The sequence below is a fragment of the Thermogutta terrifontis genome, from assembly GCF_002277955.1.
GTDB lineage: Bacteria > Planctomycetota > Planctomycetia > Pirellulales > Thermoguttaceae > Thermogutta > Thermogutta terrifontis.
Genome location: NZ_CP018477.1, coordinates 1,211,698 through 1,235,839, shown reverse-complemented (window position 1 = coordinate 1,235,839; position 24,142 = coordinate 1,211,698). Strand labels below are relative to the sequence as shown.

At 57.9% G+C, this 24,142-nt stretch carries 21 protein-coding genes; 6 read left to right on the top strand and 15 right to left on the bottom strand.

What is annotated here, in order from left to right:
- Positions 1–46 precede the first annotated feature (46 nt).
- From THTE_RS04640 to THTE_RS04630, 3 genes are all read right to left on the bottom strand, one after another.
- Positions 47–622 (bottom strand): A24 family peptidase, encoded by a 576-nt coding sequence (locus THTE_RS04640; protein WP_157731749.1) that lies wholly within the window; start codon positions 620–622, stop codon positions 47–49.
- Positions 623–678: 56 nt separating this feature from the next.
- Entirely contained in the window at positions 679–885 is a 207-nt protein-coding gene (locus tag THTE_RS04635) for a TadE/TadG family type IV pilus assembly protein (RefSeq protein ID WP_095414334.1), read from the bottom strand.
- Positions 886–962: 77 nt separating this feature from the next.
- Positions 963–1,157 (bottom strand): hypothetical protein, encoded by a 195-nt coding sequence (locus THTE_RS04630; protein ID WP_095414333.1) that lies wholly within the window; start codon positions 1,155–1,157, stop codon positions 963–965.
- A gap of 595 nt (positions 1,158–1,752) precedes the next feature.
- Between THTE_RS04630 and THTE_RS04620 the strand changes: the two genes are divergently transcribed.
- Complete coding sequence (locus tag THTE_RS04620) at positions 1,753–2,256, top strand: thioredoxin family protein (RefSeq protein WP_095414331.1); 504 nt, start codon at positions 1,753–1,755, stop codon at positions 2,254–2,256.
- 78 nt (positions 2,257–2,334) lie between these two features.
- A complete protein-coding gene (locus THTE_RS04615) occupies positions 2,335–3,177 on the top strand; it encodes a hypothetical protein (protein WP_095414330.1) in 843 nt (280 codons plus the stop codon).
- 39 nt (positions 3,178–3,216) lie between these two features.
- Here THTE_RS04615 and THTE_RS04610 read toward each other — a convergent pair whose 3' ends face one another.
- On the bottom strand, positions 3,217–4,224 hold the full coding sequence (locus tag THTE_RS04610) for a ferrochelatase (RefSeq protein ID WP_095414329.1): 1,008 nt from the start codon (positions 4,222–4,224) through the stop codon (positions 3,217–3,219).
- A gap of 422 nt (positions 4,225–4,646) precedes the next feature.
- On the opposite strand from THTE_RS04610, the gene THTE_RS04605 reads away from it, so the two are divergent.
- Positions 4,647–6,578: a sulfatase gene (locus THTE_RS04605; RefSeq protein WP_095414328.1), complete on the top strand. Its 1,932-nt coding sequence runs from the start codon at positions 4,647–4,649 to the stop codon at positions 6,576–6,578.
- A 42-nt stretch (positions 6,579–6,620) separates the two neighbouring features.
- Here the strand turns inward: THTE_RS04605 and THTE_RS04600 are convergent, their stop codons facing one another.
- The 8 genes from THTE_RS04600 to THTE_RS04560 form a co-directional block, all read right to left on the bottom strand.
- Complete coding sequence (locus tag THTE_RS04600) at positions 6,621–7,430, bottom strand: exosortase-associated EpsI family protein (protein WP_095414327.1); 810 nt, start codon at positions 7,428–7,430, stop codon at positions 6,621–6,623.
- Between the two features lie 15 nt (positions 7,431–7,445).
- Complete coding sequence (locus tag THTE_RS04595; RefSeq protein WP_338064585.1) at positions 7,446–8,930, bottom strand: sulfatase; 1,485 nt, start codon at positions 8,928–8,930, stop codon at positions 7,446–7,448.
- Between the two features lie 148 nt (positions 8,931–9,078).
- Positions 9,079–11,376: a polysaccharide biosynthesis tyrosine autokinase gene (locus THTE_RS04590; protein WP_095414326.1), complete on the bottom strand. Its 2,298-nt coding sequence runs from the start codon at positions 11,374–11,376 to the stop codon at positions 9,079–9,081.
- 756 nt (positions 11,377–12,132) lie between these two features.
- Complete coding sequence (locus tag THTE_RS04585; RefSeq protein ID WP_095414325.1) at positions 12,133–12,891, bottom strand: hypothetical protein; 759 nt, start codon at positions 12,889–12,891, stop codon at positions 12,133–12,135.
- Between the two features lie 792 nt (positions 12,892–13,683).
- A complete protein-coding gene (locus THTE_RS04575; protein WP_095414323.1) occupies positions 13,684–14,616 on the bottom strand; it encodes an amidohydrolase family protein in 933 nt (310 codons plus the stop codon).
- Complete coding sequence (locus tag THTE_RS04570) at positions 14,613–15,419, bottom strand: amidohydrolase family protein (protein WP_095414322.1); 807 nt, start codon at positions 15,417–15,419, stop codon at positions 14,613–14,615. Before THTE_RS04570 ends, THTE_RS04575 begins: the two co-directional genes overlap by 4 nt.
- Entirely contained in the window at positions 15,416–16,228 is an 813-nt protein-coding gene (locus THTE_RS04565) for a hypothetical protein (RefSeq protein WP_095414321.1), read from the bottom strand. The genes THTE_RS04570 and THTE_RS04565 overlap by 4 nt, the downstream gene beginning before the upstream one ends.
- Before the next feature lie 73 nt (positions 16,229–16,301).
- Positions 16,302–17,639, bottom strand: a complete 1,338-nt coding sequence (locus THTE_RS04560) for a hypothetical protein (RefSeq protein ID WP_095414320.1) — start codon at positions 17,637–17,639, stop codon at positions 16,302–16,304.
- 509 nt (positions 17,640–18,148) lie between these two features.
- On the opposite strand from THTE_RS04560, the gene groES reads away from it, so the two are divergent.
- The 3 genes from groES to THTE_RS04545 all read left to right on the top strand — a co-directional run bounded on the left by groES (position 18,149) and on the right by THTE_RS04545 (position 22,467).
- Complete coding sequence (groES, locus tag THTE_RS04555) at positions 18,149–18,472, top strand: co-chaperone GroES (RefSeq protein ID WP_095414319.1); 324 nt, start codon at positions 18,149–18,151, stop codon at positions 18,470–18,472.
- 60 nt (positions 18,473–18,532) lie between these two features.
- On the top strand, positions 18,533–20,143 hold the full coding sequence (gene groL / locus THTE_RS04550; protein ID WP_095414318.1) for a chaperonin GroEL: 1,611 nt from the start codon (positions 18,533–18,535) through the stop codon (positions 20,141–20,143).
- A 314-nt stretch (positions 20,144–20,457) separates the two neighbouring features.
- Positions 20,458–22,467 (top strand): hypothetical protein, encoded by a 2,010-nt coding sequence (locus THTE_RS04545; protein WP_095414317.1) that lies wholly within the window; start codon positions 20,458–20,460, stop codon positions 22,465–22,467.
- Positions 22,468–22,573: 106 nt separating this feature from the next.
- Here the strand turns inward: THTE_RS04545 and THTE_RS04540 are convergent, their stop codons facing one another.
- The 3 genes from THTE_RS04540 to THTE_RS04530 all read right to left on the bottom strand — a co-directional run bounded on the left by THTE_RS04540 (position 22,574) and on the right by THTE_RS04530 (position 24,133).
- Positions 22,574–22,969, bottom strand: a complete 396-nt coding sequence (locus tag THTE_RS04540; RefSeq protein WP_095414316.1) for an Hsp20/alpha crystallin family protein — start codon at positions 22,967–22,969, stop codon at positions 22,574–22,576.
- Positions 22,970–23,063: 94 nt separating this feature from the next.
- Positions 23,064–23,510, bottom strand: coding sequence for an Hsp20/alpha crystallin family protein (locus tag THTE_RS04535; protein ID WP_157731747.1), 447 nt, complete (start codon positions 23,508–23,510; stop codon positions 23,064–23,066).
- A 281-nt stretch (positions 23,511–23,791) separates the two neighbouring features.
- Positions 23,792–24,133 carry a hypothetical protein gene (locus THTE_RS04530; protein WP_095414314.1) on the bottom strand — a complete coding sequence of 114 codons (342 nt, stop codon included), beginning with the start codon at positions 24,131–24,133 and terminating at the stop codon, positions 23,792–23,794.
- Positions 24,134–24,142: the final 9 nt, after the last annotated feature.

The window sequence follows — 24,142 nt, the reverse complement described above, 5'->3', positions numbered from 1 at the left end:
CACGGGGGAAGAAGCGACCGCCCGCCGTTTGTTTCGTCCTTTTATGTCATGGCTGGCCAAGCAGCCGCTCCACCACCCTGAAATGCACGATGACGACGGCCAACCAGGCGTTTGGGGCCAAAAACAGAGTGGGTTCTAAGGCCTTCTGCTCTTCCGGCGTCAATGCCCCCCAATACCCCACCCGCAACCATCCCATCAGCCTGCGTCCCAGGTGCATCACAAATCGGACGGGCCCGACCCGCCACACCAGGACACTCAGCGCGACACACGCACCAAGCACAAACGTCCAAAGCATGGCGATGATCCCGTCCTCGGGTCCCAAATAAGCCCCGATCATCGCTATCAGCTTGACGTCTCCCCCGCCGATTCGGAAGAAGACGTAGCAGGCCACCATCACCAGGCCACAGGCCAAAAATCCTGTCACGGCCTGCCCCAGCCCGATCACGCCCCACGTTTGCATCCAGCTCGAACTCGCCCAACCGGCCATCACGGCCAGATCGCCCAGGCCGTTCAAAAGCAACCCTGCCAATATGCCGGGGTACGTGATCCAGTTGAAAATCCTTCTCGTCCGGACGTCTGAGACAACCGCCGCCGTGAGGAACAGTAAAAGGATATACACCACTCTCAGCGTCCCTCACTCACCCGCGGCAGGCAGTCCTCGCAACTCCGGCAAACGCCTCACTGGATCGCATTTGCCCGCTCCGCCTCAAGGTCCTGAAGTCCCTGATTGAAGTAGCCCTTGATTCTCGGCCAACCCACTCGAATCAGGAAGATCAGGATCGGCAGAGCGATCGCGCCGATGATTAAGATGGTCTCCAGGCTCACCGCTCCGCGATCATCGGAGTGGATCCGTTTCAGCAGTTGCCACAGGCTCGCCTTGCTCATCTCGTCACCTCTCCCTTACTCAACTCTTCTCTGTTACCGAAAACGCCGTGAGGCGCTACCATCCCCGTATCGACAAGTCACATGAAAGGCCACACAAGGAGGACATAGACCATTTCGTAGGCCAGCCGAATGATCCGCGGTCCTGCCCACATTGTAAATGCCGCCGCCGGCAAAATCACCCCTATGAGAAGGACATAGTCCAAAGTAGCAGCCGCCCCGCGCCGAAGTCGGCGCATAAAAAGTCTTTCTCGCAACTGGGCAGCGCGGTTCATGGGGCTATCCTCCGGAACTATTCCTCCTTTCGGATACTCTTTCACCCCACTTTTATTTTACCCGGAACGCAGCCAGACCGAAACAACACGCAAGCCAGGATTACGCCGCGTCGGCACGACCACGCTCTTGCTTTCGCTGGCCTCCCTGACAGCACTGTGCACAACCCCGCGACGAGGCAGCCTTACCCGGCTTTGTCAAACGCCTGGGCTCTCTCCGGAAAAGATTTGGGCCACTCCTTTTGCCGTTTCTCTGTCTCCCCTTCTGATCACCATTGACCCCCGCTCGAGAGCGGAAAAATTTTAAAAATTTAGCTAAATCACGAAGGGTCTACTTGTTGCACAAGCTTTAGCGATTACACTGACGACTTTCGCAATCTTTGCCCGGGTCAAGGCCGCGGGCACGCGGAAAGGCAAGGAGCCCACCTGACCATTTCCCTCCGAAACGGATTTCTCCCGTGCTGAGGCTTTCCGCCCCCTCGGGGCCATTCTCCGGGAGGGGTTCTATCGGCACGCGGGCGTGAAGGCGCATTGTGCCATGCCTTTGTCGCCCCGAGGACAACCGTTTCCGTTTTTTCAGCTAGGGAAGGAGTGACCCATGGCGATTTCCTACCTGTTCTGCCTGCTGACGCTTGCCGTGTTGGCTTCCGACGCCACTTCTCCAGCCACTCAGAATAGCGTCCAGCCGCAGGCCTACGCCACCGCGTACCACGAGGCTCGGCAATCCAACCGACCTCTTGTCGTCGTGGTGGGAGCCAAGTGGTGCCCGGCCTGCCAGAGGTTGGAAAAAGAGGGCGTTCCCGGTTTACAGCAGGCGGGAATTTTCAAAAAGGCCGTGCTGGCCCTTGTTGACTATGACGAAGAGCCAGAGCTTGCGCAGAAACTTACTGAAGGCGGGCCCATTCCGCAGCTTTTTGTGTTCCATCCCACGGAAAATGGCTTTCAGGGGCAGAGGATGGTGGGGTATCCTTCCCGACAGGCGGTGATCAATTTTGTTGCTGCCGCTCTCAAAAAAGAAGAGGGGAAAAGAGACACCAACAAGGCCCAGGGCGCACCCACCCCCACCTCCCCATCGAACCAGCAGGCTACCTTCGGCCGATAATGGAAAGTAAAACCACACGGCCCGCATTCCGGGCCCCTGGCTCGACTGGCACGGAGGATCTCACCAACGCACGATTCGATGCTCCCGGACCTGGAACAACGGAACGTCCAGCAACTTGAGGACCTCAATCAGCGGGGTGGGCGGATGCTCACCGTGGTCGATTTGATTGAGGCGGAAACGCTGTCCGCGGATATGGCGGCCACCGTCATGTACGCGCTGGCACAGGGGGCCTCGCTACTGACGGCAGCCCGACCTGGCGGTGCGGGGAAAACCACGCTCTTGGCCGCCTTTCTCAATCTTCTGCCCCCGGGGGTAAAGATTATCACCGTTGACAGCCCGAGCGTCGTTCGGCAGGCCCTCCAGGTCTCTCCCGCAACGCCCGAGTGCTTTCTCGTCCACGAGATCGGCGACGGAAATTGGTACGGCTATCTTTGGGGGCGACCTGTGGCCGATTATTTCCGGCTCATCGGCAGCCAGCGCAGAATCGCTTCCTGCCTTCACGCGGATACACTTCAAGAACTGACAGAAATCCTCTTGCACCCACCGCTGGGTGTCGCCCGGGATGATCTCGATCGGGTGGGACTTCTGGCATTCATCCACGTGGATTTCAGCGCGCACAGGGGTTACCGCGTCCGTCGCCGGGTGGCCAGGCTTGAATGTCGCGCTCCGTTTGTCCCGAAGAGTTTCCGTTTCGAGTGGGACCCCCTGGCAGACAAGTTCCTCGTGCGTTCGCCCGAAAACGGCACCGAAACTCAGGCGACTACCAGTGACAATCTTGCCGCCTGGTTCGCCAGCCCTGTTTTTGAACTTTTCCGACAATTCATTGCCGCGCTCATGGAGAAGAATGCACGCTATCTTGCCGATGTGCGAAGAGAGGTGCTGGCGTTCTACCGCGAACACCCTGAGCTCATCAAGCGATAATTCCCAGCCCCATGCACGGGTGATGGCGTTCCTGACGCTTCAACTTGGAGGGCAACAGTCCACCGGACACACATCCGCACAGGCAGGCAATCGCCCGATAGCCCGCCTTTCCGGCCGTCCGTTCAAACGCTCTTCAATCATCTCGCAAAGACCGGCCACAAAAGCGGGATGGGTTCCCACCGTTCCAGCACGGAAAAAACCGATCCCCAATTCCCTGGCCAGGGCGGCTGCCTCCACATCGAGGTCGTACAGCACCTCCACATGATCGGAAAGAAATCCGATGGGGGCCACCAGGACGGCGCCATCTCGCTCCGTCTTAGCCATCGAACGAAGCACATCGAGGATATCAGGCTCCAACCAGGGAACGTGCGGCGGTCCACTCCGACTCTGGTACGCAAGCTGCCAAGTGGTGAAGCCGGCGGCCTCGGCCACCAGACGGCTCGCTTCCTCAAATTGCGTGACGTAAGGGGCCCCGGCGGCCATCGCCATCGGGATACTGTGGGCAGTAAAAACGAGGCGGACTGATGCAAATCCCGCGTTTTTCGCCGCTTCGCGTGCCTCCTGAACTCGATCCGTCATCGCCGCCACAAAGCCAGGATGATTGAACGGCAACCGCAGGCGATCAATTTCTAGCGTGGCAGCGCCACAGGCTTCCCGCGCTTTAGTCAGATCCTCCAGGTATCGCCGACAACTGGAGTATGAACCAAATACCGAGGTAACCACCGCCAGGGCCCGCCGGACGCCGTTTCTTACCATCTCATCGATCACATCCTTCAAAAACGGATGCCAGTTCCGGTTGCCCCAGTAAACCGGCAGCCGATAACCCCGCCGACTGAGTTCGTCCTCCAGGGCCTTCTTGAGGGCCCGACAATGGTCGTTGATGGGACTTCGGCCGCCAAAGTGATAATAATGCTCGGCAACCTCTTGCAAACGGGCCTCGGGAATGTTCCTTCCCTGGGCGACGTTTCTTAAAAACGGCATCACGTCCTCAGCACGTTCCGGCCCGCCAAAAGAGACGAGCAAAATGGCATCGTAAGATGATAACATGGGTTCCCTTCTGCTCATTGATGGAAATGCGAAGAACCATTCGACAGCGCGCTCCCGGCTGAGTCATCCCCGCTTTTGCTTTGCCGCGAGTGAGGCCCTCGGACCTCGCCGCGACCTTCGGCGGAAGTCAAATTCAGCTCGGAGCGACCTGCCTGTCAGGTCCGCATTCCCACGTTGGGTAGTCCAATTCACGGACCGATCTTGGTTTGCTCGGTCCAATTCCCGTTTAACCTTGGGGCAATTCGTGAATTGCCCCTACCACGCATCGACCGTTTGGCTTCTAACAGGCCCATCCAGAAAGTGGAAATCGGTCACGCCTGCTGGCAACGCACGTCGGTTTAAAGTATTTTACCGGGGGAGATGCACAGGACCTCTCGCCGAGGGCAATTGGAAGGCAACGTCCATCTTGGGGAGGCACCATTATGAATCGCATACTGATTTTTTCTGTGACCCTGTTGAGCATTAGCCACTTACTGGCGGCAAGTGCTGAAAGCCCAACACCACCGCCCAGTTCTCGTCGTCCCAACGTGGTGTTCATTCTCGCCGATGATCTGGGCTGGCGTGATCTCGGGGTTTATGGGAGCACCTACCACGAAACGCCGAACGTCGACCGTCTGGCTGCGCGGGGACTGCGTTTCACCCAGGCGTATGCTGCCAACCCGCTCTGTTCGCCCACTCGCGCCAGCATTCTTACCGGTCTCTACCCCGCCCGAATCGGGATCACGGCACCGGTGTGCCACCTGCCCCAAGAGATTCTTGAGAAAGGTCTCACTGCACCACAACCCCATGTTCGTGTGCAGGTGGCAAACAGCCTCACCCGGCTGAAGCCGGAGTACACCACCCTGGCAGAGGTGCTTCGCGACGCTGGCTACGTGACGGCGCATTTTGGCAAATGGCATCTTGGCCACAGCGGACCATACGAGCCCAAGGATCAGGGGTTTCAATTTGATTTTCCGCATACGCCGCAGGTTCCCGGCCCGGGTGGTGGTTATCTCGCCCCGTGGAAATTCATCAAAGACCCCACTATTCAGGGCGCGCCTGGAGAACACATCGAGGATCGCATGTCCACAGAAGCCGCCCGATTCATCCGCAACAACAAAGACCGCCCGTTTTACCTCAATTACTGGTGTTTCTCCGTCCACAGTCCCTGGAGCGCCAAACCAGAACTTGTGGAATATTTTCGGCAGAAAGCCGATCCCAATTCTTCCCAGCGCAATCCGGTGTATGCGGCGATGGTGAAGAGTCTCGATGATGCAGTGGGACGGATTGTGGCAGCCATTGACGAATGCGGGCTGGCCGACCAAACGATCGTCATATTCTTCTCCGATAACGGCCGCTTCGCCTATCCTCCGCGTCGGGAGAACAACCGTGGTGTGGAAACCCAACCACCGGGATACGCTGATATCCCGGCAACCAGCAACCTGCCGCTGCGAAGCGGAAAAGCCTCCATTTATGAAGGCGGCACCCGCGTACCACTCATTGTAATCTGGCCCGGCCACACCCAACCCGGCACCGTCACCGACAGTCTCTTCAGCAGCGTCGATTTCTTCCCCACCATCCTGGAAATGTGTGGTATTGATCACTCCGGTTACCGCGTGGATGGAATCTCGCAGGTTGCCGCTCTGGAGGGTAAAGGCTCCCCGCGCAAGGAAGTCTTTTGCCACTTTCCCCATGGCAGTGAAAATCAGGCCCGAAACATCCCCGGTTTTCTGCCATCCGCCTATCTGAGAGAGGGGGATTGGAAACTCATTCGGTTCTTTGCCGCAAATTCTGACGGAACCGATCGATTTGAGCTGTACAATCTGGCCGACGATATTGGGGAAAGTCACAATCTGGCCGACAAGTATCCGGAACGCGTTGCCGCTCTCCGCGTCAAACTCGAAAAGTACCTGGCGGATACCGAGGCGGTTATTCCGCGCCAGAACCCGGACTATCGCGGAGACGTGCCCACCCAGGACCCGCTCCTCGGCTGGAAGGCCCGCAACTGCCAGGCGGAAATCCGTGATGGAAAGCTCCATTTGTCTGCCACGGCCGGTTCACCGTTTCTGGGATTCTCGGTCGGGCGGCAGCATGGCCCATTGCAGGTCGCGTTTCACCTCAAAGTCCTGCGAACCGACGGCACCCACCAGGATAAAAGTGCGGGCAAAGTGGAGTGGCTTCCTCCCTCCGGAGAACGGCCGGCTCCCGTGCCATATGAGATGACCTCCGCGGGACCGCAAACTGTGGTCGCGGAAGTTCCCTGGACACAATTCATCGGTATTGTGCGAATCTACCTGCCGGAGGGCTGTCGAGAAGCCGAGGTGGACTGGATCGAACTCACCTGGCAAGGTCAGAAAAAGCGCTTCGACTTTTGAGCTGTCCGCAAGCAACGGGATCCCGCGGCGGAACTCTGCCAATTATTGTGGTTTGGCGTTGCCAACGTTGTGCGCGAGCATCCCGCTGGAAAAGGCCGCCTGCAGTCGGGCATCGAGAACCGGTAACAGGACCGCACCAAATCGCAGGGCCGGACTCTCATGGGGTAATCGCCCCAGTGGCGATTCCGCCACCAGGTAGAGCTTGACGAGCGGACGGCGTCCGCCGTAAGTCCATCGCGGAAAACGGGGCGCCCGCCAACCACGCCCATCATTCCAGCTCCAGAACACCCGCAACCGCGTCACCCCGGTGGGCTCGCTTTTGGTGAAAACCGCGGTCATGAATTCAGCCTGGTGAGTTGCCCCCCCGGACTCTTGCGCGGAATAGGTGATCGTGAATGGCTGGGGAGATGTTTCCATTACGAACCCGGCGCCGGGATAACACGCGTCCGGAGTGTGGACCGCAATATCCCGAGACCACCCCGCAAGGAGATAGACGGTCACGGAATCCCCCTGCGTTTGATCGCGATAGGTGGTGTTGAATAGCGCTCGGGCTCCGCTGATTTCGACCACCCGCGGGTCTGGCGGAACCAATTCGCTGGCCTTCCAGACGTCGATGGATAGGGGAACCTGTTCCACAGCCTGGGCCAGGGGATTGAGGGCCAGTTCGGCATCGCTGGATTGCCATCGAAAACTCCAGTACCCCTCGACAATGGCCCCTACCACCACAATAAAGGCGGCAATCCAAAAACCACCCAGGCCACGCAGTATGGAAAGGACCTTATATCCCCGTGTTATTCCCCAGTCGGGCATCATCATTTTTTCATCAGCTTGAGACTTGGTCAGTCGAGGCATATCCGGCGATTCCCATCAGCGACGGTGGGCCACCCGCCCGTCGGGTTTTGTGGGATCATAATTCGGATTGGCCGTGGGATATCGCGCTCCCACATCGACCAGCCAGTCTTGCAGGAGCTTTTTCAGTTCTGCGACTTTTTCTGGATACTGACCGGCCAGATTGCGATTCTCCCCGATATCGTCTTCCAAGTTATACAGTTCCCAGGAATCGTCTTCATACCAGTGAATGAGCTTCCAGGGACCCCTCCGCACCGCCGCGCTGGGGGCTCCGCCCTGATTGCCATAATGGGGATAGTGCCAGAACAGCGGCCGGTCCGCAGGAAACGTCCGATTGCGGAAAAGAGGCACCAAGCTCAGACCATCCACCTTATACCTGGCGGGATCTTCCCCGGAAAGCTCAACAATCGTCGGGAAAATATCCACGCTGCACACGGGAGTGGTGCAAATCGTGCCGGCGGGAACCACCCCTGGCCACCGCACAATGAAAGGAACGCGAATCCCCCCTTCGTAGATCCATCCTTTGCCTGCCCGCAAGGGAAGATTGGATGTTGGCCACCCCTCGCTGGTGGAAAGCCCTCCGTTATCGCTGGTGAACATAACAACCGTCTTTTCCGCCAGCCCAAGTTCGTCGAGCTTCCGGAGGACCTTCCCCACCGCCTGGTCCATGGCCTCCACCATCGCGGCATAAACAGGATGTTCCTGGACCAGTCGTACTTCGCGTGGGCCTTCCTGCCCGAATTTTTCCACGAGCCCGAGCCGCTTTCTTTTCTCTTCATACTTTTGGCGGAGGTCCTCCCGCGCCATCAACGGCGTGTGCACCGAGTAAAAGCAGAGGACTGCCAGAAATGGCCCCTCTTTATGCTGCTCAATGAACTTCGCCGTTTCGGTGGCCAGCCGATCCGGCAAATGCTCTCCCGGTGGGCCATCGGGGAGCCGCGGATTGCCATAAGGGGAAAAGTATTTGTTTCCGCCATATGGCCCGCCCTGCCCCGTGCCACCCATGTTGATGTCGAAACCCTGATTTTCCGGCCAGTAACCTTCCGGCCCAAGATGCCACTTACCTGCAAAAAAAGTGGCATATCCTCGCTGTTTAAGGACCTCCGCAAATGTCACTTCTTCCAGGGCCAGCGCTGTTTCGTAGGGCGCGGGCAAAAGCCGCGTGTTCCGTTTCCAGGCCTCCGGCTGTGGAGCGCCGATGTAATCCGTGATTCCCACGCGCTGCGGCCATTTGCCGGTCATGATCGCCGCCCGGGTCGGCGAGCACACCTGGCACGCGGCGTAGGCATCGAGAAACCGCATGCCTTCCGCTGCCAGTCGATCCACGTGAGGCGTTTCGTAAAACTGGCTGCCGTAACAGCCCAAATCGGCCCAACCCAGATCGTCCACCACAAAGAGCACGACATTCCAGCGAGCATCCTCCCCTGCGTTAGCCAGGTACGCATTCCCCCCGCACACCAGGGCGAGCAACGATCCCACCAGGATGGACCAATTCCGCATCATAAGGCGCCTCCCCTACCGTCGCGCTAGTGATTCTCTCTTTTTCCTGACCGAGACCATCACTTCGGCTGGTGTTTCAAACGATCTCGCTCAACGCCCATTGATTCGAACGCTGCCGGAACAACGCAGTATCCAAAATCCGCCCGCGAGATCACTCGGCCGCCCGTGATTCTACGTCGATCGTGTAGGAACGGTAGTAGCTGCGATATCTGCTGGGAGCCGTCCCGTGGAGAACGATTCCCAAAAGGGGAAGATCGACGCTGCGCAATCGCTGCACGGCCTCGAATACCCGCGGGAGCCGGCTCTTATCCTGAATAACCGAGAGGACCACACTGTCCGCCACATGGGCCAGAATGAGGGCGTCAGCGGTGGTCAAAATCGGGCTGGAATCCACCAGCACGAGGTCGCATTGATCGCGGAGCGACTGCAAAAAGCGGTCCAGCTTCCCCTGCGACACCGCTTCCAGGACCTCACCGTCGCAGTGTCCGGCCGTCACAACGTACAGATTTTCAATTTCTGCGTTCCGAACAATCTCCTCCGGCCGGGCCAGATTTTTCGCCAATTCACTCAAGCCGGGCGAGAGCGGACAGCGAAACAGTCGGTGGAGCCGTGGGCGGCGGAGATCCCCATCCACCACCACCACGCGGCGTCCCGCCCGCGCCAGACTCGTCGCAAGCTGCGCGACCAACGTCGTCTTTCCCTCCCGCGCCAGCGCACTTGTCACCAGCACCACCTTTAGCCCCTGACGCTCCGCGCGATGGAGCAGAATCGTCCGCAACTGGTCCACTGACTCAATCAGGACAGACCGCATCGTCTCGGGCATGTGCCCGTTGCGGCTCATCCACCGCATGATAGGCCGTTCAATGAGCGGCAAGTCTCCAAGCACCGGTAATCCCAAACCGTAGGAAATCTGATAGGCTGAGCTCACCGGTCTGAGGAAAAAATCGAGAAGCACCACGGCGGCCCCGGTTCCGAGAAATGCCATCAGTCCCAGGAATGACACCAACCGATACTTGTCGTTGATGTTACTGATCCGGGGCGTGCTGGCTTCCTCCAAAACCCTTACCCGCGGAGGGGCCGCCAGTTCGATATTCCAGCGCTCCAGCTCGTCCCCCATGCGGGCAGCAATGGCTTTGAGTCGCTCCACTTCCGCCCGTTCCGCCTCCAGATCGGCAGAGTACTTGCCGAGTTGCTCGGCCTCCGCCGCTTCCTTTTCAAACTGCTCCAGGGCCACCTTCAGCTCGTCTTCGAGGACCGCTTTTTCCAATTCTGCCTGGGCAATCTCGGCCTGAATCTGTTCCGTTTCGGTCGGCGGCGCCACCGCCCGCCCTTTGGCCAGTTGCTCTCGCGCAAATTCCACGAGTTGCGGCGTCAATTCCGCCCGACGCTGCTCGAGACCTTTTCGCAGGGTCTCCATTTCTTCCTGGATTCGCTGCGCACTGGGGGCTTTTTCCCCCTGCGCCGCCCTTTGCCGCTCTTCAAACCAGCGTGTCTCCAGATAACTCAAACGGGCCTGCGCCGCTGCTATCCAGGGATCCGCTCGCAGGGCGTTTTCCACGATCTGCTGAATGACTGCCTCATCCCGCTGACGCCGCTCTTCTTCCGAAGTCTGTGGCCGGTGTTCTTCCATATAACGGAGCCGACTCTGCAAAATGGCAATCCGCCGTTCCAAACCACTGATTTGCTGCCGTAATTCGTTGACATGTTTACGATGGTCCGCCAGCGTCTCCAGCGCGGTGAGAGCTTTCTTGCGGGCAACCTCCGAATCGGCGCTTCCCACTGCATTGGCCAGTTCGCGGTAGCGCTGGTCCCGTTTTTTGACGAGTTCGAGAGTCTGTGCGTAATTGGCCTCCAGCAATTTTTTCCGCTCCAAGGCATAGTTACGACTGACGTCTCCCACTTCGCTCATGTAAGCGTCTTTTACGGCGTTGACGATCGCCGCGATTTGCTCCGGATCACCGCCCGTCATGCTAATTTCCAGAATCTCCGCCTGATCGGCAAATCGTACCCGCAGATTGCGTCGCAACCACATGATGGGATCGACCTGGTTGCGAATATAGGGGAGCTGACTGATGCCCGGCCTCTGCAGTGCCGCCGTGAGCACCCGATTGCTCGTGACAAGCGTTGTCTGCGTTTGACGGTTCCGAAGCAGCGGATCATCATCTTTCGTGTCAAAAAGGACGCGCGGCCTCTCGAGGGAAACCTGCAACCACGCCGTGGCCGTGTATTCAACGGGAATTGTCCGCCAGGCGAAGACCATGACCCCCGCGCTCGCCAGCACTCCCATAATCAGGATCAGCCACCATCGCCGCCGCACCGCGTGCAGAACGTCCGAGGGTTTCGGCGGCCCGTGGAGTGTTTCCCGTTGAAGGGGAGTCGGCGCCACGGAATTTCCCGAGGCGAGCGTTGATGGAGGGGATGTTCCCAGTACCCGCACAAGATCGGACATATTGGCCACTCAAAGGATTAAATGCTCAGGCCCATCATACCAAGTCGCGTAAGATTTTGGACCTCCCAATTGCGCATTCATTACGTTCAGAAAACTCCCTTTTCTCCACCCGTCGCCTTTCCCATCCTCATATCTCGGGCAAGCCCGCGACAACGGCAAACCGTTTAGGCCCAGCCTTTTATTTTGACCTCGCGCACCAGCAAATTCCACAACTGTGGACCCCACTCATTGCCACTTTTCGTCCGATGCTGGAATGGGGCGAGAACCTCGACAAGCCCTTCCACAGCAGGGCAATCCAGCCCGGAGTGACCTGTGCGTCGGATCCACGTCCCGACATTCGGCAATCCAATTGATTGACCGGGCTCTGCCTGCTTTGTTCATCTCCCCTTTGCACGTAGGGGCAATTCATGAATTGCCCCTCCACCACATTGCGCTTTTGCACTCTCACAGGTGCTTGCAAGAAGCGGTGATGGGTGGAGCACGGCCCGGTCAGCTCGAAAACCTCTTTTTTGTTGACACCCAAGACGCTCGCCTGGTCTGATCCAAGTAGCGGGAATGAGCGTTTTGAGCGGCGTTCGGCGCGGAAATGTGCGGAGAGGTTCGGGCCAAATGGGAAGCCGCTTTCAGACGAGGGAAAACAATCTCTCCAGCGCTCCCCACATCGCGTCTGGAAATAGCGGAAGTCCCAAGCAGGAAACACGGCTTTTCAGGCCAATTCCCTCTGAGAAATTACGGAATTGCCCGATATGATTGGCCTCAGCCGAAGATTTGGGAGGGGAACTCCTTCAGACCGCTGATGTGAATCATCCGCACGGCCTGCCAGGGGATCACAACCAATCCTGCTCCAAGAGCTGAATCCTCCACGATGAAGGCTGCATACTCGCCATTGCGACCGAACGGCCGGAATTTCAGCACCGTCATGATCTGCCCATCTTCCAGCCTGATTTGCACGGTGCTGGCAATGGGTCGACTGGCCCACACCTTCTGAAATAGCTCGCCAAAACTCTGCCCGGCAAGTTGATCGCCACGGGAAGAGTCACCCCGCATTTCCAATCGACTGTCCCCGGGCGACCGACTGGGAAACAACTCGAGATGAATACCGCTGTCGGGAACAACTGCGGAATCGCCCAATCCCGTTCCCGTCACAAGATGCGGTGAAGGCTCCGGCGCGAGACTGAGCGGGATCGCTTCCTCCGCTTCGTTCCCCGAAAGTTCCTCCACCACTGGAATACGGAAGCGGGCGCCGCATTCGGGACACTGTCCCGGCCGACCCTGCAAATCCGCCGAGCCAAACAGGCGGTGCCCGTTGGGGCAAAGGAATTGAATCCGCGTGCGGTCCCGTGAGTACGTGGCTGCCCCGCTGTTTTCGCCCCCCTGCGCAGCGCGAATTTCTTCCAGCGTCGGGATGAGGAATTTCACATTGCACTTGGGACACTTGGCCGGCTTGCCTGCCCTATCTTCTCCACACCGGATGCGGTGACCGTTGGGACACAAAAACTCAATGGTGCCTGCCATATCCACCCCCGTTTCCAAAGGCTCTATTCAACGGCCGCCAAGCCGACCCGCTGCTTCCCGAGAGCCGAGCATGGCGCCAGCGCCCGCCGGGCAACGCCTGCGCAGGTATATGTCTTGTCTTCTTTTAAAAAAACAACCAACTTAGGCCTCCTTTTCTCCACCACAATTTCAGTTTACGTCGAGAACGGATAAACGGAAACGATCCACCCGATCGGGTGCACTCACTTGCGCGCCACCCTCCTGAGGGATGCGACTTTGGAGTGAAGAAACAACGCGAGCAATTGATTGGAATTCACGCGCGAGCGGCCGCTGGCTCTTCCGGTGAATCGGCGGTTTGTCCTTGCTCGTTATCAGTTCTGCTTGAGTTTCGTGGCCGGTCCACCGCACGTGATTCCCTTCGACCCGTGGCCCCCTAATAACAGTGCCACAACCGTGAATTTACAATTCACCGCAGACTCTTACGAAAAGCCTGACGAAAAGCCGTAACATTCTTTCAGCCCGCCGATCCATTACCGAGCAGGTGCGCAAACATTAATTCCACCGAGCCGTTTTCTCTACTGAATGAATGACAATTGAGGAACGATCATGAGGAGCCTCAAACCCGTTCTACCCCCACTTTTGCAATGACCAGAAAGATACCACGGGCGTAATCTTCTTTAGGGACAACGCCTGAATTGCCCCTCCTATCAGTCGAGCCTTCGGCTGGTCAAAGAGTCTTGCAGATCCTGGGGTGTTTCAACAACCAGACCCATGCCCCAAAGCCGGCTGCAGGGGAGATTCCCCGAGCCAGGATCAGCCAGTAAGCACGCCTTCCAACAAATGCCGTGCGTTATCAGTGGCGATGGCCTGTTGGACCTCAGGTGCCAGCCGCGACTCCCTCATTTTCAGCCATGCTGCCGCGAAATAGAACAACGGTATGAATGACCCGAAACACACCCGCTCGACAGGAACAGTCTCCACAAGCCGTTCGATCCCACCTACACCTTCCAGCATGTTCAGGTCCACAAACACGCGTCCGCTTTCCATCCATCGCCTCAGTTGTGTCGGCGAGCACGTCCGGTGAGCGTTGAGCAGCATGATGGTGACATCTGGGATTCTCTTGAGAAGTCGTTCCAAAGGAGCCAGATCCACCGGTGGCACGCGGAACAAGTACGGCTGCGTCCGCGAATCTTCCATCTCCACCACAATTTGGATGAGCACTCCCCGCTTGGCCGCCATAAGCAGCAAGGCTTCCACTTCCGGGCTGTCCAGCGAATATCCGTGATAATTGGGAAACAAACGCAGAACCTTCATTCCGCAGTCGTCCACGCAGTGACGAAAATCCTCCTCCCAATCGGGCAACCCGGGATGGATCGTACCACAGGGACGCAACAGGTCAGACCAGCGGGCACACTCCTCCACCAGCCGCTGATTGACACCTCTCATATCCGCGTGAAACACCCCCTCCAAACTTCCCGCCCAGGCCTCGACGACTCCATAACGCCTCAGCCTGGCCACGAGTTTTTCTGTCGAGTCGTCGGAGACCCGGCGAAAGGGCCATCTGAATAAATAAACATTGGTGTCCACGATGGACTGAATACCACCTGCTTCAAGGCCTCCGACACAGGTTTCCTGCTCCTGGCACATATTCGCAAGAGCAATTCCACCTTGGGCTAAACCCATGATTCCGGTTGAAATGAGAAACGCCCGGCGATCCAGTGTCCATGTGTTCTCACTGCCAGTCATAGGCGGATACCCTTCTGCTGCAAGATCGGTCGAAGAATACGCCGCAGATTCTCGCCGAGGATCAGACGTTTGGCGTCCGCGGGAATATCGGCCCCCAGCACTTTGCCCAGTTGAGTGGCGAAACTTCTGCCGGGTGCGTCGCTGCCGAAAAGGACGCGTTCGGCGCCGAGCGTCCGCACCGCCATCTCCGTTACACCCGCTGTGGGATCAAACCCACACAGATCCACCAGGATATTCCCATACGGGCGAACTGCCCGAAGACCGTACTCCCAATTGCCACCGCTATGGGCTGCGATAAATGTCGTCTCAGGATGCCGTCCGGCCAGAACGGCGAGATCCTGTGGTGTCGATTCCCCGGGAAGATTGCCCGTCGTTTTCAGCCAGGTGTGCTGAAGGACTACCGCTTTCAGCTCCGTGGCGCGCTCCACCAGAGGATCCAGAGCCGGGTCGGCGCATCGCTTCGCCACCCAAAGCTTCACGCCCACCATCGGTCCGTCGGCGACGTGGCGATTCAATTCGTCCAGGCTGGCCGAAAGATGATTGGGATTCAAATAGACAAAGCCGAACGCACGATCGGGAAACCGCTCAATGGCTTGCCGCACTTCCCGGTTGGCCTGGGCCATCTCTTCTGGGCTGGGGTCATACTGAAAAGTCGTCCCCATAAAAACGCACACGCGGCGGATTCCCAGGCGGTCTGCATACTCCAGTAATTTCTCCAGACGATCCGCCGGTGTCTGGCCTGCTATACCGGCAAGGTGCACATGCACATCCCAGATCTCAAACGCCGATTCTTCCCGACTCATGCCTTCCCATCCTTTCCGCCACAATTTCCCGGCGGATTCTCACTCTCCTGCGCAGACCCGGGTAATAAAGCATTCGACGACGATCCACTGGACTCCTCATCACGCGCAAGGTCAGATTCCGCCGCCTGGTTCAATTCCCGGTCAGCAATTTCCTTTTCTTCAATTTGTTTTTCTTCAATCGCTTCACCTTGCAACCGCTCCAGGATCTTCCGCACTCCCAGAGGATCCTCCGGCGTCCATGTGAGGAGTTGCTCCGCCACCGATTGAGCAAGGGCCCGTTCTCCCAGTCGAGCAAGGCATTCCACCAGATCGCGTCCCGCCTGAAGAAACGGTTGGTTGGTCGGTCGATTGAGCGGCAAACGCCCCTTAAAATTCTTTCCCAACGCTTTCAATCCCAATTCAAAGGCGTATCCCAAATGGCCACGCGCAAGCTCGAGCTTATTGCGATAAAGGGCAATTCGGCCCAGAAGCTGATGGGCTTCCAGCAGATCTCGACATTGCTGAAGGAGCCATAAGAGCTCGTCAACCGCCAGATCCCATTCCTCATGGGCGATGATGTCGTAGACTTCCTCAATATCCTCTTTGAACTGACGAATTCGCGGAGGATAAACCAATTCGAAGATCCCTGGCGAGATTTCGCGGACACTGATTCTCTGGCCAGGTAATTTCAAATTGCGAGTGCGTTGACTGCCCCGCTTTTTTCCACGGAATCTTTTCTCACAACGATTCTCCGCCTGCCCATCCTCCGCCCGGTGCCTTTCCGAGCCCGGACCATTCCCGCTCTCGTCAGCGTGATACTTTTTCGGCATAGACGTTCCTTCGGTGTTCGTTATATCTGAAGTATGTCATCCGCTACCGTTTCCACCGGCACGCTCTGCAATTTCATTGGATAAGTTTTTCCAGCGCAATATCAAATTCCGCGGGAATTTTCACTATGGCCAGGGGCACTGTCCACCGAACGGCGGTGGCGGGCCCTGGCAGGCCCGAGAACCGATACACCAACTCAACACCGTCATCACCCAGCCACAAGGCTTCCAGTCGATCGAACGTCTTCCGGTAGCCGTTGCCCTCGATTTCGGCCTGCCATCGGTAGAACCATCCCCGGTGGGAAGCAAAGGCATCGTGAGGCTCTCCATATTGAGCTCGTAATCCCACCGCTACCATCCCAGGTTTTTCACTCCACGAGGTGAGTGTGACGGTCACATCCCCGACCCGCTTCCTCGCCGGAATCGATTTTTCACCGGGCCTCGCAAAACGGAACGTTTCCGAACAAACCGGAAGAACCAGCTCGAAAGCCCCTCGGATCGTCGCCCCCTGTCCTTTGCCCAACTCACCGTCCACAACCACCGCCGTTTCAACCCCGCAGCGCGGTCCCATGATGGGAATCTCTCGCCGGGACGGCAGCAACACGTGGTGGACTTCACTCGCGGTCACAAGCTCTACCGGGCCCCACCACAGCACGGCAGGCCGCAGTCGCGGCTCCCACGCCAAAGTGACGTTCAGCACCATCCGTTCCGCGGAGCGCGGTGCCAGCGTCTGGTTCTGCTGCTCATTGGACGCCTTTTCCACGGTTATACGAACGGGCCCCGCGTAAGTCACCTGCCGCTGGGTGAAAAACTTACCCGAATTCTCATTTCTGAGGAGTTCCACGCCTCCGTCGCTTTCCAGTGTCACTTCCGCGCGGGTTTGCTCGGCAAGGCCGTCAATGACTTTCCAAAATGGTGCGTCGTGATAACTTACCGAGATTCGCTCTCGCGCCAGTTCGCCCCGCGCTGTCACGGTGTTGCCTGTTTGTGACTGAATGGCACTCAGGATTGCTTCCAGCGATGTCTGTTCAACCTGTAACGTGACACGGGATTCCATGGCTTCCTGATGAACCCGCTGGGCAATGAGCCGCTCTCGAATCCGTGCCAATCGCTGCGCAACTTCCGGCGAGCTCGGAACCACCTCCGACAACTCCGGAAGAATCCGCCACCCCAGTGCCTCCAACTCTTTTTCTGCCGAGTCCCGGACTGAGCGCTGAGGGGCATCCAGAGCTGCCACGAGCCGGGCAATTTGCTCGCGGAGATCCTGCTCCGCGGCCAGGGGGCCATAACGGATTTCGTTGCAAAGAACGACGAATGACACGGCAAAGAAGACCGCCCAAAGGCGCATTCCACGCCCACGCAGCGAAACATCCAGGAGTTGCCAGCACGACCAAAAACGCGAACAGGGCAACATCGGAAAGATCCCTCATTCCTCGAGCTCAATGCAGGAACGTCATCCGTGCGGCCACCCGCGATCCGTGGAGACGTCAATCGACACAGGCAGAGAGTCCACAGGTCAGCGATTTGTCTTTATTGTGACCAGCCCAGCGCCAGCGGCAAACGGTGAACATGAGCGACCCCCCACATAAGAGGGATCGTTTGCCGGTGGTAAATCCGGGAAATAACTCTGCCAAATTGGCAGCGATCCGGTTTGTGGGACATCACCTTTTGGCACACGTGCTGGCCGCCGCGTGTCCGAGGAGGATTCGCCAACGATTTGTAAGTGACGTTGCCGCCACTACTTTCTGATGTCAGCCGGAATTTGGCGCGCTAATTGCATTCTGGCATGCCAGCCCAATTTATTGTTTGCTCTCCGGTGACCTGGTCGGGCGTCTGCGGCAGGTCGCTTTTGAGCTGCGTCTTGGTGTGCCGTTGATCGTTTCGTGTGGATTTTGCAACTCACTCGAGGAGGGTATTGAACAAATGGCCAAGAAGAAAACCGAACAGGGAGACAGCAAGCTCCAGTTGCAGCCACTGGCAGATCGGGTCGTGGTCGAGCGCGAGGAGTCCGAGGAAAAGACACCCGGTGGCATCCTGTTGCCGGACACCGCCAAAAAGAAGCCCTCACGGGGAGTTGTCGTGAGCGTGGGACCAGGACGTTTGCTGGATGATGGGACACGGGCACCCCTTCAGGTGAAGGTTGGTGATCGTGTCCTGTTCAGCTCCTATGCCGGTGATGAATTTCGGATGGGAGAACAGGAATACGTGCTGTTGCGGGAAGAGGACATTTTGGCGGTTATCGAGTGACACCACATTCTCGCCGCAGGGAATTGAAGAAACACGTAGAGGGAAAGGAGCGTTCGAACCATGGCAAAGTTAATTGCCTTTGATCAGGAAGCCCGGGATGCCCTTCGACGTGGCGTCTCCAAGCTGGCCCAGGCTGTGAAAGTCACGCTGGGCCCTCGTGGTCGGAATGTGATCATTCAGAAAAGCTTTGGTTCTCCCACCGTGACCAAAGATGGCGTGACGGTGGCCAAGGAAATTGACCTGGAAGACGTTTACGAAAATTTGGGCGCCCGGATGGTCCGGGAAGTCGCCTCGAAGACAAGTGACGTGGCAGGCGACGGTACCACGACCGCTACCATCCTTGCGGAAGCGATCTTCACGGAAGGTCTCAAGGCCGTCGTCTCGGGAATTAATCCCATCGGCCTGAAGCAGGGGATCGAAAAGGCGGTGGAAGACATTGTCGATAAACTCCGCAAGATGTCGATCCCCATCAAGACCACCAAGGAGATGGCCCAGGTGGCCGCGATCGCCGCGAACAACGATATGGCGATCGGTGAGCTCCTTGCTCAGGCGATGGACAAGGTCGGCAAAGACGGCGTGATCACGGTCGAAGAAAGCAAGACCATGGAAACCAAGGTCGAATTTGTGGAGGGAATGCAGTTCGACCGTGGTTATCTGTCGCCGTACTTTGTGACCGATCCTCAAAAGATGGAATGCGTGCTTGAGGATTGTTACATCCTCATTCACGAAAAGAAGATTTCCAACGCCCGGGAGCTTGTGCCGCTCCTTGAAGCGGTTGTCAACTCCAACAAGCCGCTACTCATCATCGCCGAGGATGTGGATGGCGACGCCCTGGCGACCCTGGTCGTCAACCGAATCCGCGGGACCCTCCGCTGCTGTGCGGTCAAGGCGCCGGGTTATGGCGATCGCCGCAAGGCCATGCTGGAAGACATCGCCATTCTGACCGGTGGCGTGGCACTGTTCGAAAGCCTCGGCCGGAAGCTCGAGCACGTCACCCTTGCCGAGCTCGGTCGCGCTAAGAAGGTTGTGGTGGACAAAGACAACACGACGATTATCGAGGGCGCTGGCAAGACCGAGGAGATCAAAGGACGTATCGAACAGATCCGGCGCGAAATCGAAAAGACCACCAGTGACTACGACCGTGAAAAACTGGAAGAGCGGCTGGCGAAGCTCGCCGGTGGTGTGGCTAAACTGAGCGTCGGTGCGGCGACCGAGGCCGAGATGAAGGAGAAGAAGGCCCGCGTGGAGGACGCACTCCATGCCACTCGGGCGGCTGTGGAAGAGGGGATCCTCCCCGGTGGCGGAGTGGCGCTCCTGCGTGCAGCGGCGCAGTGCTCGCCCGAGGGTCTCTCCACTGACGAAAAGGTTGGTTACGAGATCGTCCTCCGGGCGTGCCGTGCACCGATCACTCAGATCGCGGCCAACGCCGGCCAGGATGGCAGCATTGTGTGCGAAAAAGTCGCCGAAATGAAGGGCAACATGGGCTACAACGCCCTTACCGGACAATTTGAGGACCTGGTCAAGGCGGGTGTCATCGACCCGACCAAGGTGGTTCGGACCGCCCTTCAGAATGCGGCCAGCGTTGCCGTCCTCATGCTCACCAGTGACGCGCTGGTGGCCGAAAAGCCCAAGGAGGAAAAAGGCGGTAGCCACTCGCCTCCGGAATATTGATGGAATAGTTCCGGCCGGAAGGCCGAGTTGTAAACGATGGAGGCCCTGGCATGTAGCCCAGGGTGCCTGATTTGGAGAAGTCGCCCCCTTCCCCTCCCCTTTCATGAGCGCCCCCATCCCCGCTGGGGGCGCTCGATTTTTGCGCCCGAACACCGTATCCTTGGAGGGCAACCGCGCTGCACAGCTTTGGGCGGAGCGGAAAAACCTCCCAACAGTTCAGGGCTTCTTCACGGGGACCTTCAGCAATCAAACACAATCTTGATGAGCAAAGGGTTGTTCTCATGTGCCAACGCTTACATCGCGCTTGGGGAAGGATGCAAGCCTTACGAGTTTTGCTTCTCACCTGTGTCGCAGTCCTTCTGGCTTTTGCCGCGACAGCAGCGCGGATCCATGGTGAAGTGCCATCCGAATGGCTTGTCCACTGGCAAACGCCAACTCTCGCCGACAGACCTCTGCAGATTGTTCACGGACTTTCGCCCCGAATGCTTGTGGCCGACGCCGTGGCACAGATCCTCCAGCAGCCTGCAGCCCAGCCCCAATCGGACGAAGGCCTGGCCTATTATCTGCGACGCGGCCGTGGTGGCATCGTGTGCAATGTGATGTTTGATCGCTACCTGGAATCGGAAGAGCACTGGAAATCCTTTGTGGTCGGCGTCCAGATGTGTGCGCAACTGGGTATGCCCGTGTGGATTTACGACGAGAAAGGTTATCCCAGCGGCACCGCCGGCGGGCTTGTTCTACATGGGCATCCTGAATTGGAAGCCCTCGTTCTGGCGCGTGATCCGCAGGGGAATCCTGAATACTTCTTCCGTCGGGCTTACGAGCACACACATGCTTCAAACAACTATCATGCGCTGCGGCGATATATCAATCTCATGGACGAACGTGCGACCGCACGCTTCATCGAGGTAACCCATGAAGCCTACCACCAGAGGGTGGGCCAATACTTTGGAAAAACCATTGTCGCTTTCTTCACCGATGAACCATCCCTGATGGCGGTGGATTTAGGGCCGATCCCTGAACCCGCCCGCAGCAAAGTCCCCGTCGAAGACCCGGTTGATCCGAACGTCAAACCGCTTCCCACCCTACCGTGGTGCCACGATTTCGCCGAGGTTTACCGGCGCCGCTGGGGCGAGGACATCCAGTCGCAGTGGAAGAGCCTTTTCGAGGGCGATTCGTCAGAAGACCACCGCATCCGACGCCAATTCTGGAGCACTGTGGCTGATCTGGTAGCCGATCGGTACTTCGGACAGATTCAGCGATGGTGCCAGGCGCACGGGGTGGCCTCTTCCGGTCACAATCTCCATGAAGAATCCATCTACCATCATGTTCCCCTGTACGGAAATGGGTTGAAGGCTATTTCACGGATGGATATTCCCGGCCTGGACATGCTCACTTCGAATCCGGAGTCGGTCATTCACATGGGCTGGATGACGGCAGCGATGCCTTTGTCCGGTGCTCTTTTGGAAGGTCATCGCCGGGTCATGACAGAAGTGAGCGACTTTGCCCAGAAGATGTCCGGCGCCGGGCCTGTAAACCTTCAGCAGATGCAGGCCACCGCCGGTTGGCAGGCCGCCTGGGGGGTCACGGAATTCACACTGTATTACAGCCCGGAAGACAGAACGCCCGACGAAAACTGGCAGTACGGGCAATTTGTTGGACGTTTGAATACGCTCCTCAAACCTGCCATGCCCCGACCGCAGGTGGCCCTGTATTATCCCATTTACGATTTGTGGGCCGAGTATCGTCCGGTTGCCGGGCCGCTTCATCAATCGCCCGCCCCGCCGCGGGCCCAGCAGATCATTTCCTCCTTCGTGCGGATCGGCCAGACACTCCAGCGCAGGCAGATCCCGTTCATCCTGATCGACCACGAACATCTCGCCCAGGCAGCGGTCACCCCCAACGGCACGCTTCGCGCAGGGAACGCGGAAATCGCTACACTTGTATTTCCAATGGGAGTTGAGCTACCCCCGGAAGCGCGGAAAGTCGTCGAGCAATTCGCCAATCAAAAAGGGCGCGTGATCTACGACAGTCCGGAAAAGACCCTCAACGTCAATAATGCCGTGGCCTGGATTCAGCCCGATTTGTCGATCCAACCGCCCAACGACCGCATCGTTTTAGGCCGCTTTTCACGCGACGATCACACGATCCTGGTGCTGGTGAATGTCGGCCAAGAGACCTATCACGGCAGCCTCCGGGGAGTCGCCGGGCATGCCTGGACGCAACTCGATCCCGCCACAGGCGACAAACAGACGGTGACACCGCAGAACAACGCGCTCAACCTGGAGCTGGCCCCTTACCAAACACTCATTCTTGCAGACTGAATTTCAATTGCCGCCACGATAAAGAATCATGGGCGGTCGCAGCCGCCCAAACACCGGAGGCTCGACGCCCGTTGCGTCTGCCATTGGCGGGATGGCGCGATTCCGCTCAACTCTTGACGGCAACCTCGATCTTCCGCGGACGCAGACCCGCAGATTTCGGCAAATGAAGCGTGAGAACCCCATTGGCATATTCTGCCGAGATCTTGGCCGCGTCAATGGCTTCACTCACATGGAACACCCGCAGAAAATCGCCCACACCGTATTCTTGCCGCAGAAATTCCACTCCCTCGCCATATCGCGGCGCTACCCGGGCATGCAGCGTCAGCGTGCCATCCTCGAATTGAACATCAATATCTTCTGGTTTAGCCCCCGGCACATCGGCGATAAGGAGAATCTCATCGGACTTTTCCACGATATCGACGGCAGGGCTGTAAAACCGATCTCCTCGAAGATGTTCCGGAGCCGCCTGGGCTGCGCGTTTCCCACCGTGTTGATGTCTCATGGTTCACCCTCCTTTCCTATTTACGAAGAGTCATCCTGATCACTTGGATTTGCTGCCCTCAAAGCCTTGCAGAAAAGAGGTTCCACCGTTCGACTCAGCCGGTGCGCACGTTCACGGGGATCTTCCTTGGCCGGGTTGCTTCGGCCTTCGGCAGCGTGATCGTCAGCACACCGAGCTGGAGATCAGCCTGAACTCGGTCGTGATCCACCTCACCGGGCAACCGGATCACCCGCGTGGCTTCCCCTGTCGCGCGCTCCCGTCGATGGTAGGTGACACCTTCCTCGGCAGGTTGCGGCCGCCGCACCTTGATGGTCAGCTCGTTGCCGGTCACGGAGATGTCAATTTGATCCTGTGTCACGCCGGGAACTTCCGCCTCCACATAAAAGGCATCCGACGTTTCCCACATGTTCACCGGCAGGCGTTCTCGCCCTTGCAACGGCCAGGGAGCTTCCGGCAACTCACCGAGAAAGCTGTTAAACAACCGATCCATCTCACGACGGAGTTGTTCCAGAGATTGCGGACCAAAGGGAGGGACTGCCATGACCTGTCTCCTTTCTGCTTGTGCCTGTTCAGCCAACCGATCCGAACTCCCACCCGGCGGGTCGAACACGCCGGGAAAACCACCACACCCGCCAATGGTTGCAAATATCATGCCCGCCAGCAAAATAACATTCTAACTTGTTAACAGAAAATAACTTGCGCTTGTCGCGCGCAACAAAAAAGGCCTGTCAGTCTGGCAGGCCCGACGAAAATCTCGCTCTGGAGGTCAGCAAGGACTGGCTGGCAAAAGCCGGCAAAGCCCCTGTGTTCCCAATATCGCGGTTACTTGTTGAGAGCGTTCAAAATCTCTTTGGCCTTCCCAGCCAAACCTTGCGGAGGCGTTTTCTGGAGTTCGGCAAAACCTTTTTCCAAAATGTCGGCCTTGGCGGGGTCCGTCTTCCGGACGGCATCGACGAGGTCCTGGAATCGAGAGGCCTCACTTCCCAAGGGCGCACCGCTCGCATAGTTTTCAAGCAGGGATTTCGCCTCGTCGAGCGGTCCTTTCATCGGTATCTGATACGTCTTGGGAGCAGGCACACCGCTCTTGCCACAACCTCCCAGCACAACAACCGCTACTGCCACCATCAGGCACGCAATCATCTGTTGGAGTTTTCGAATATTCATTGGCGTAAC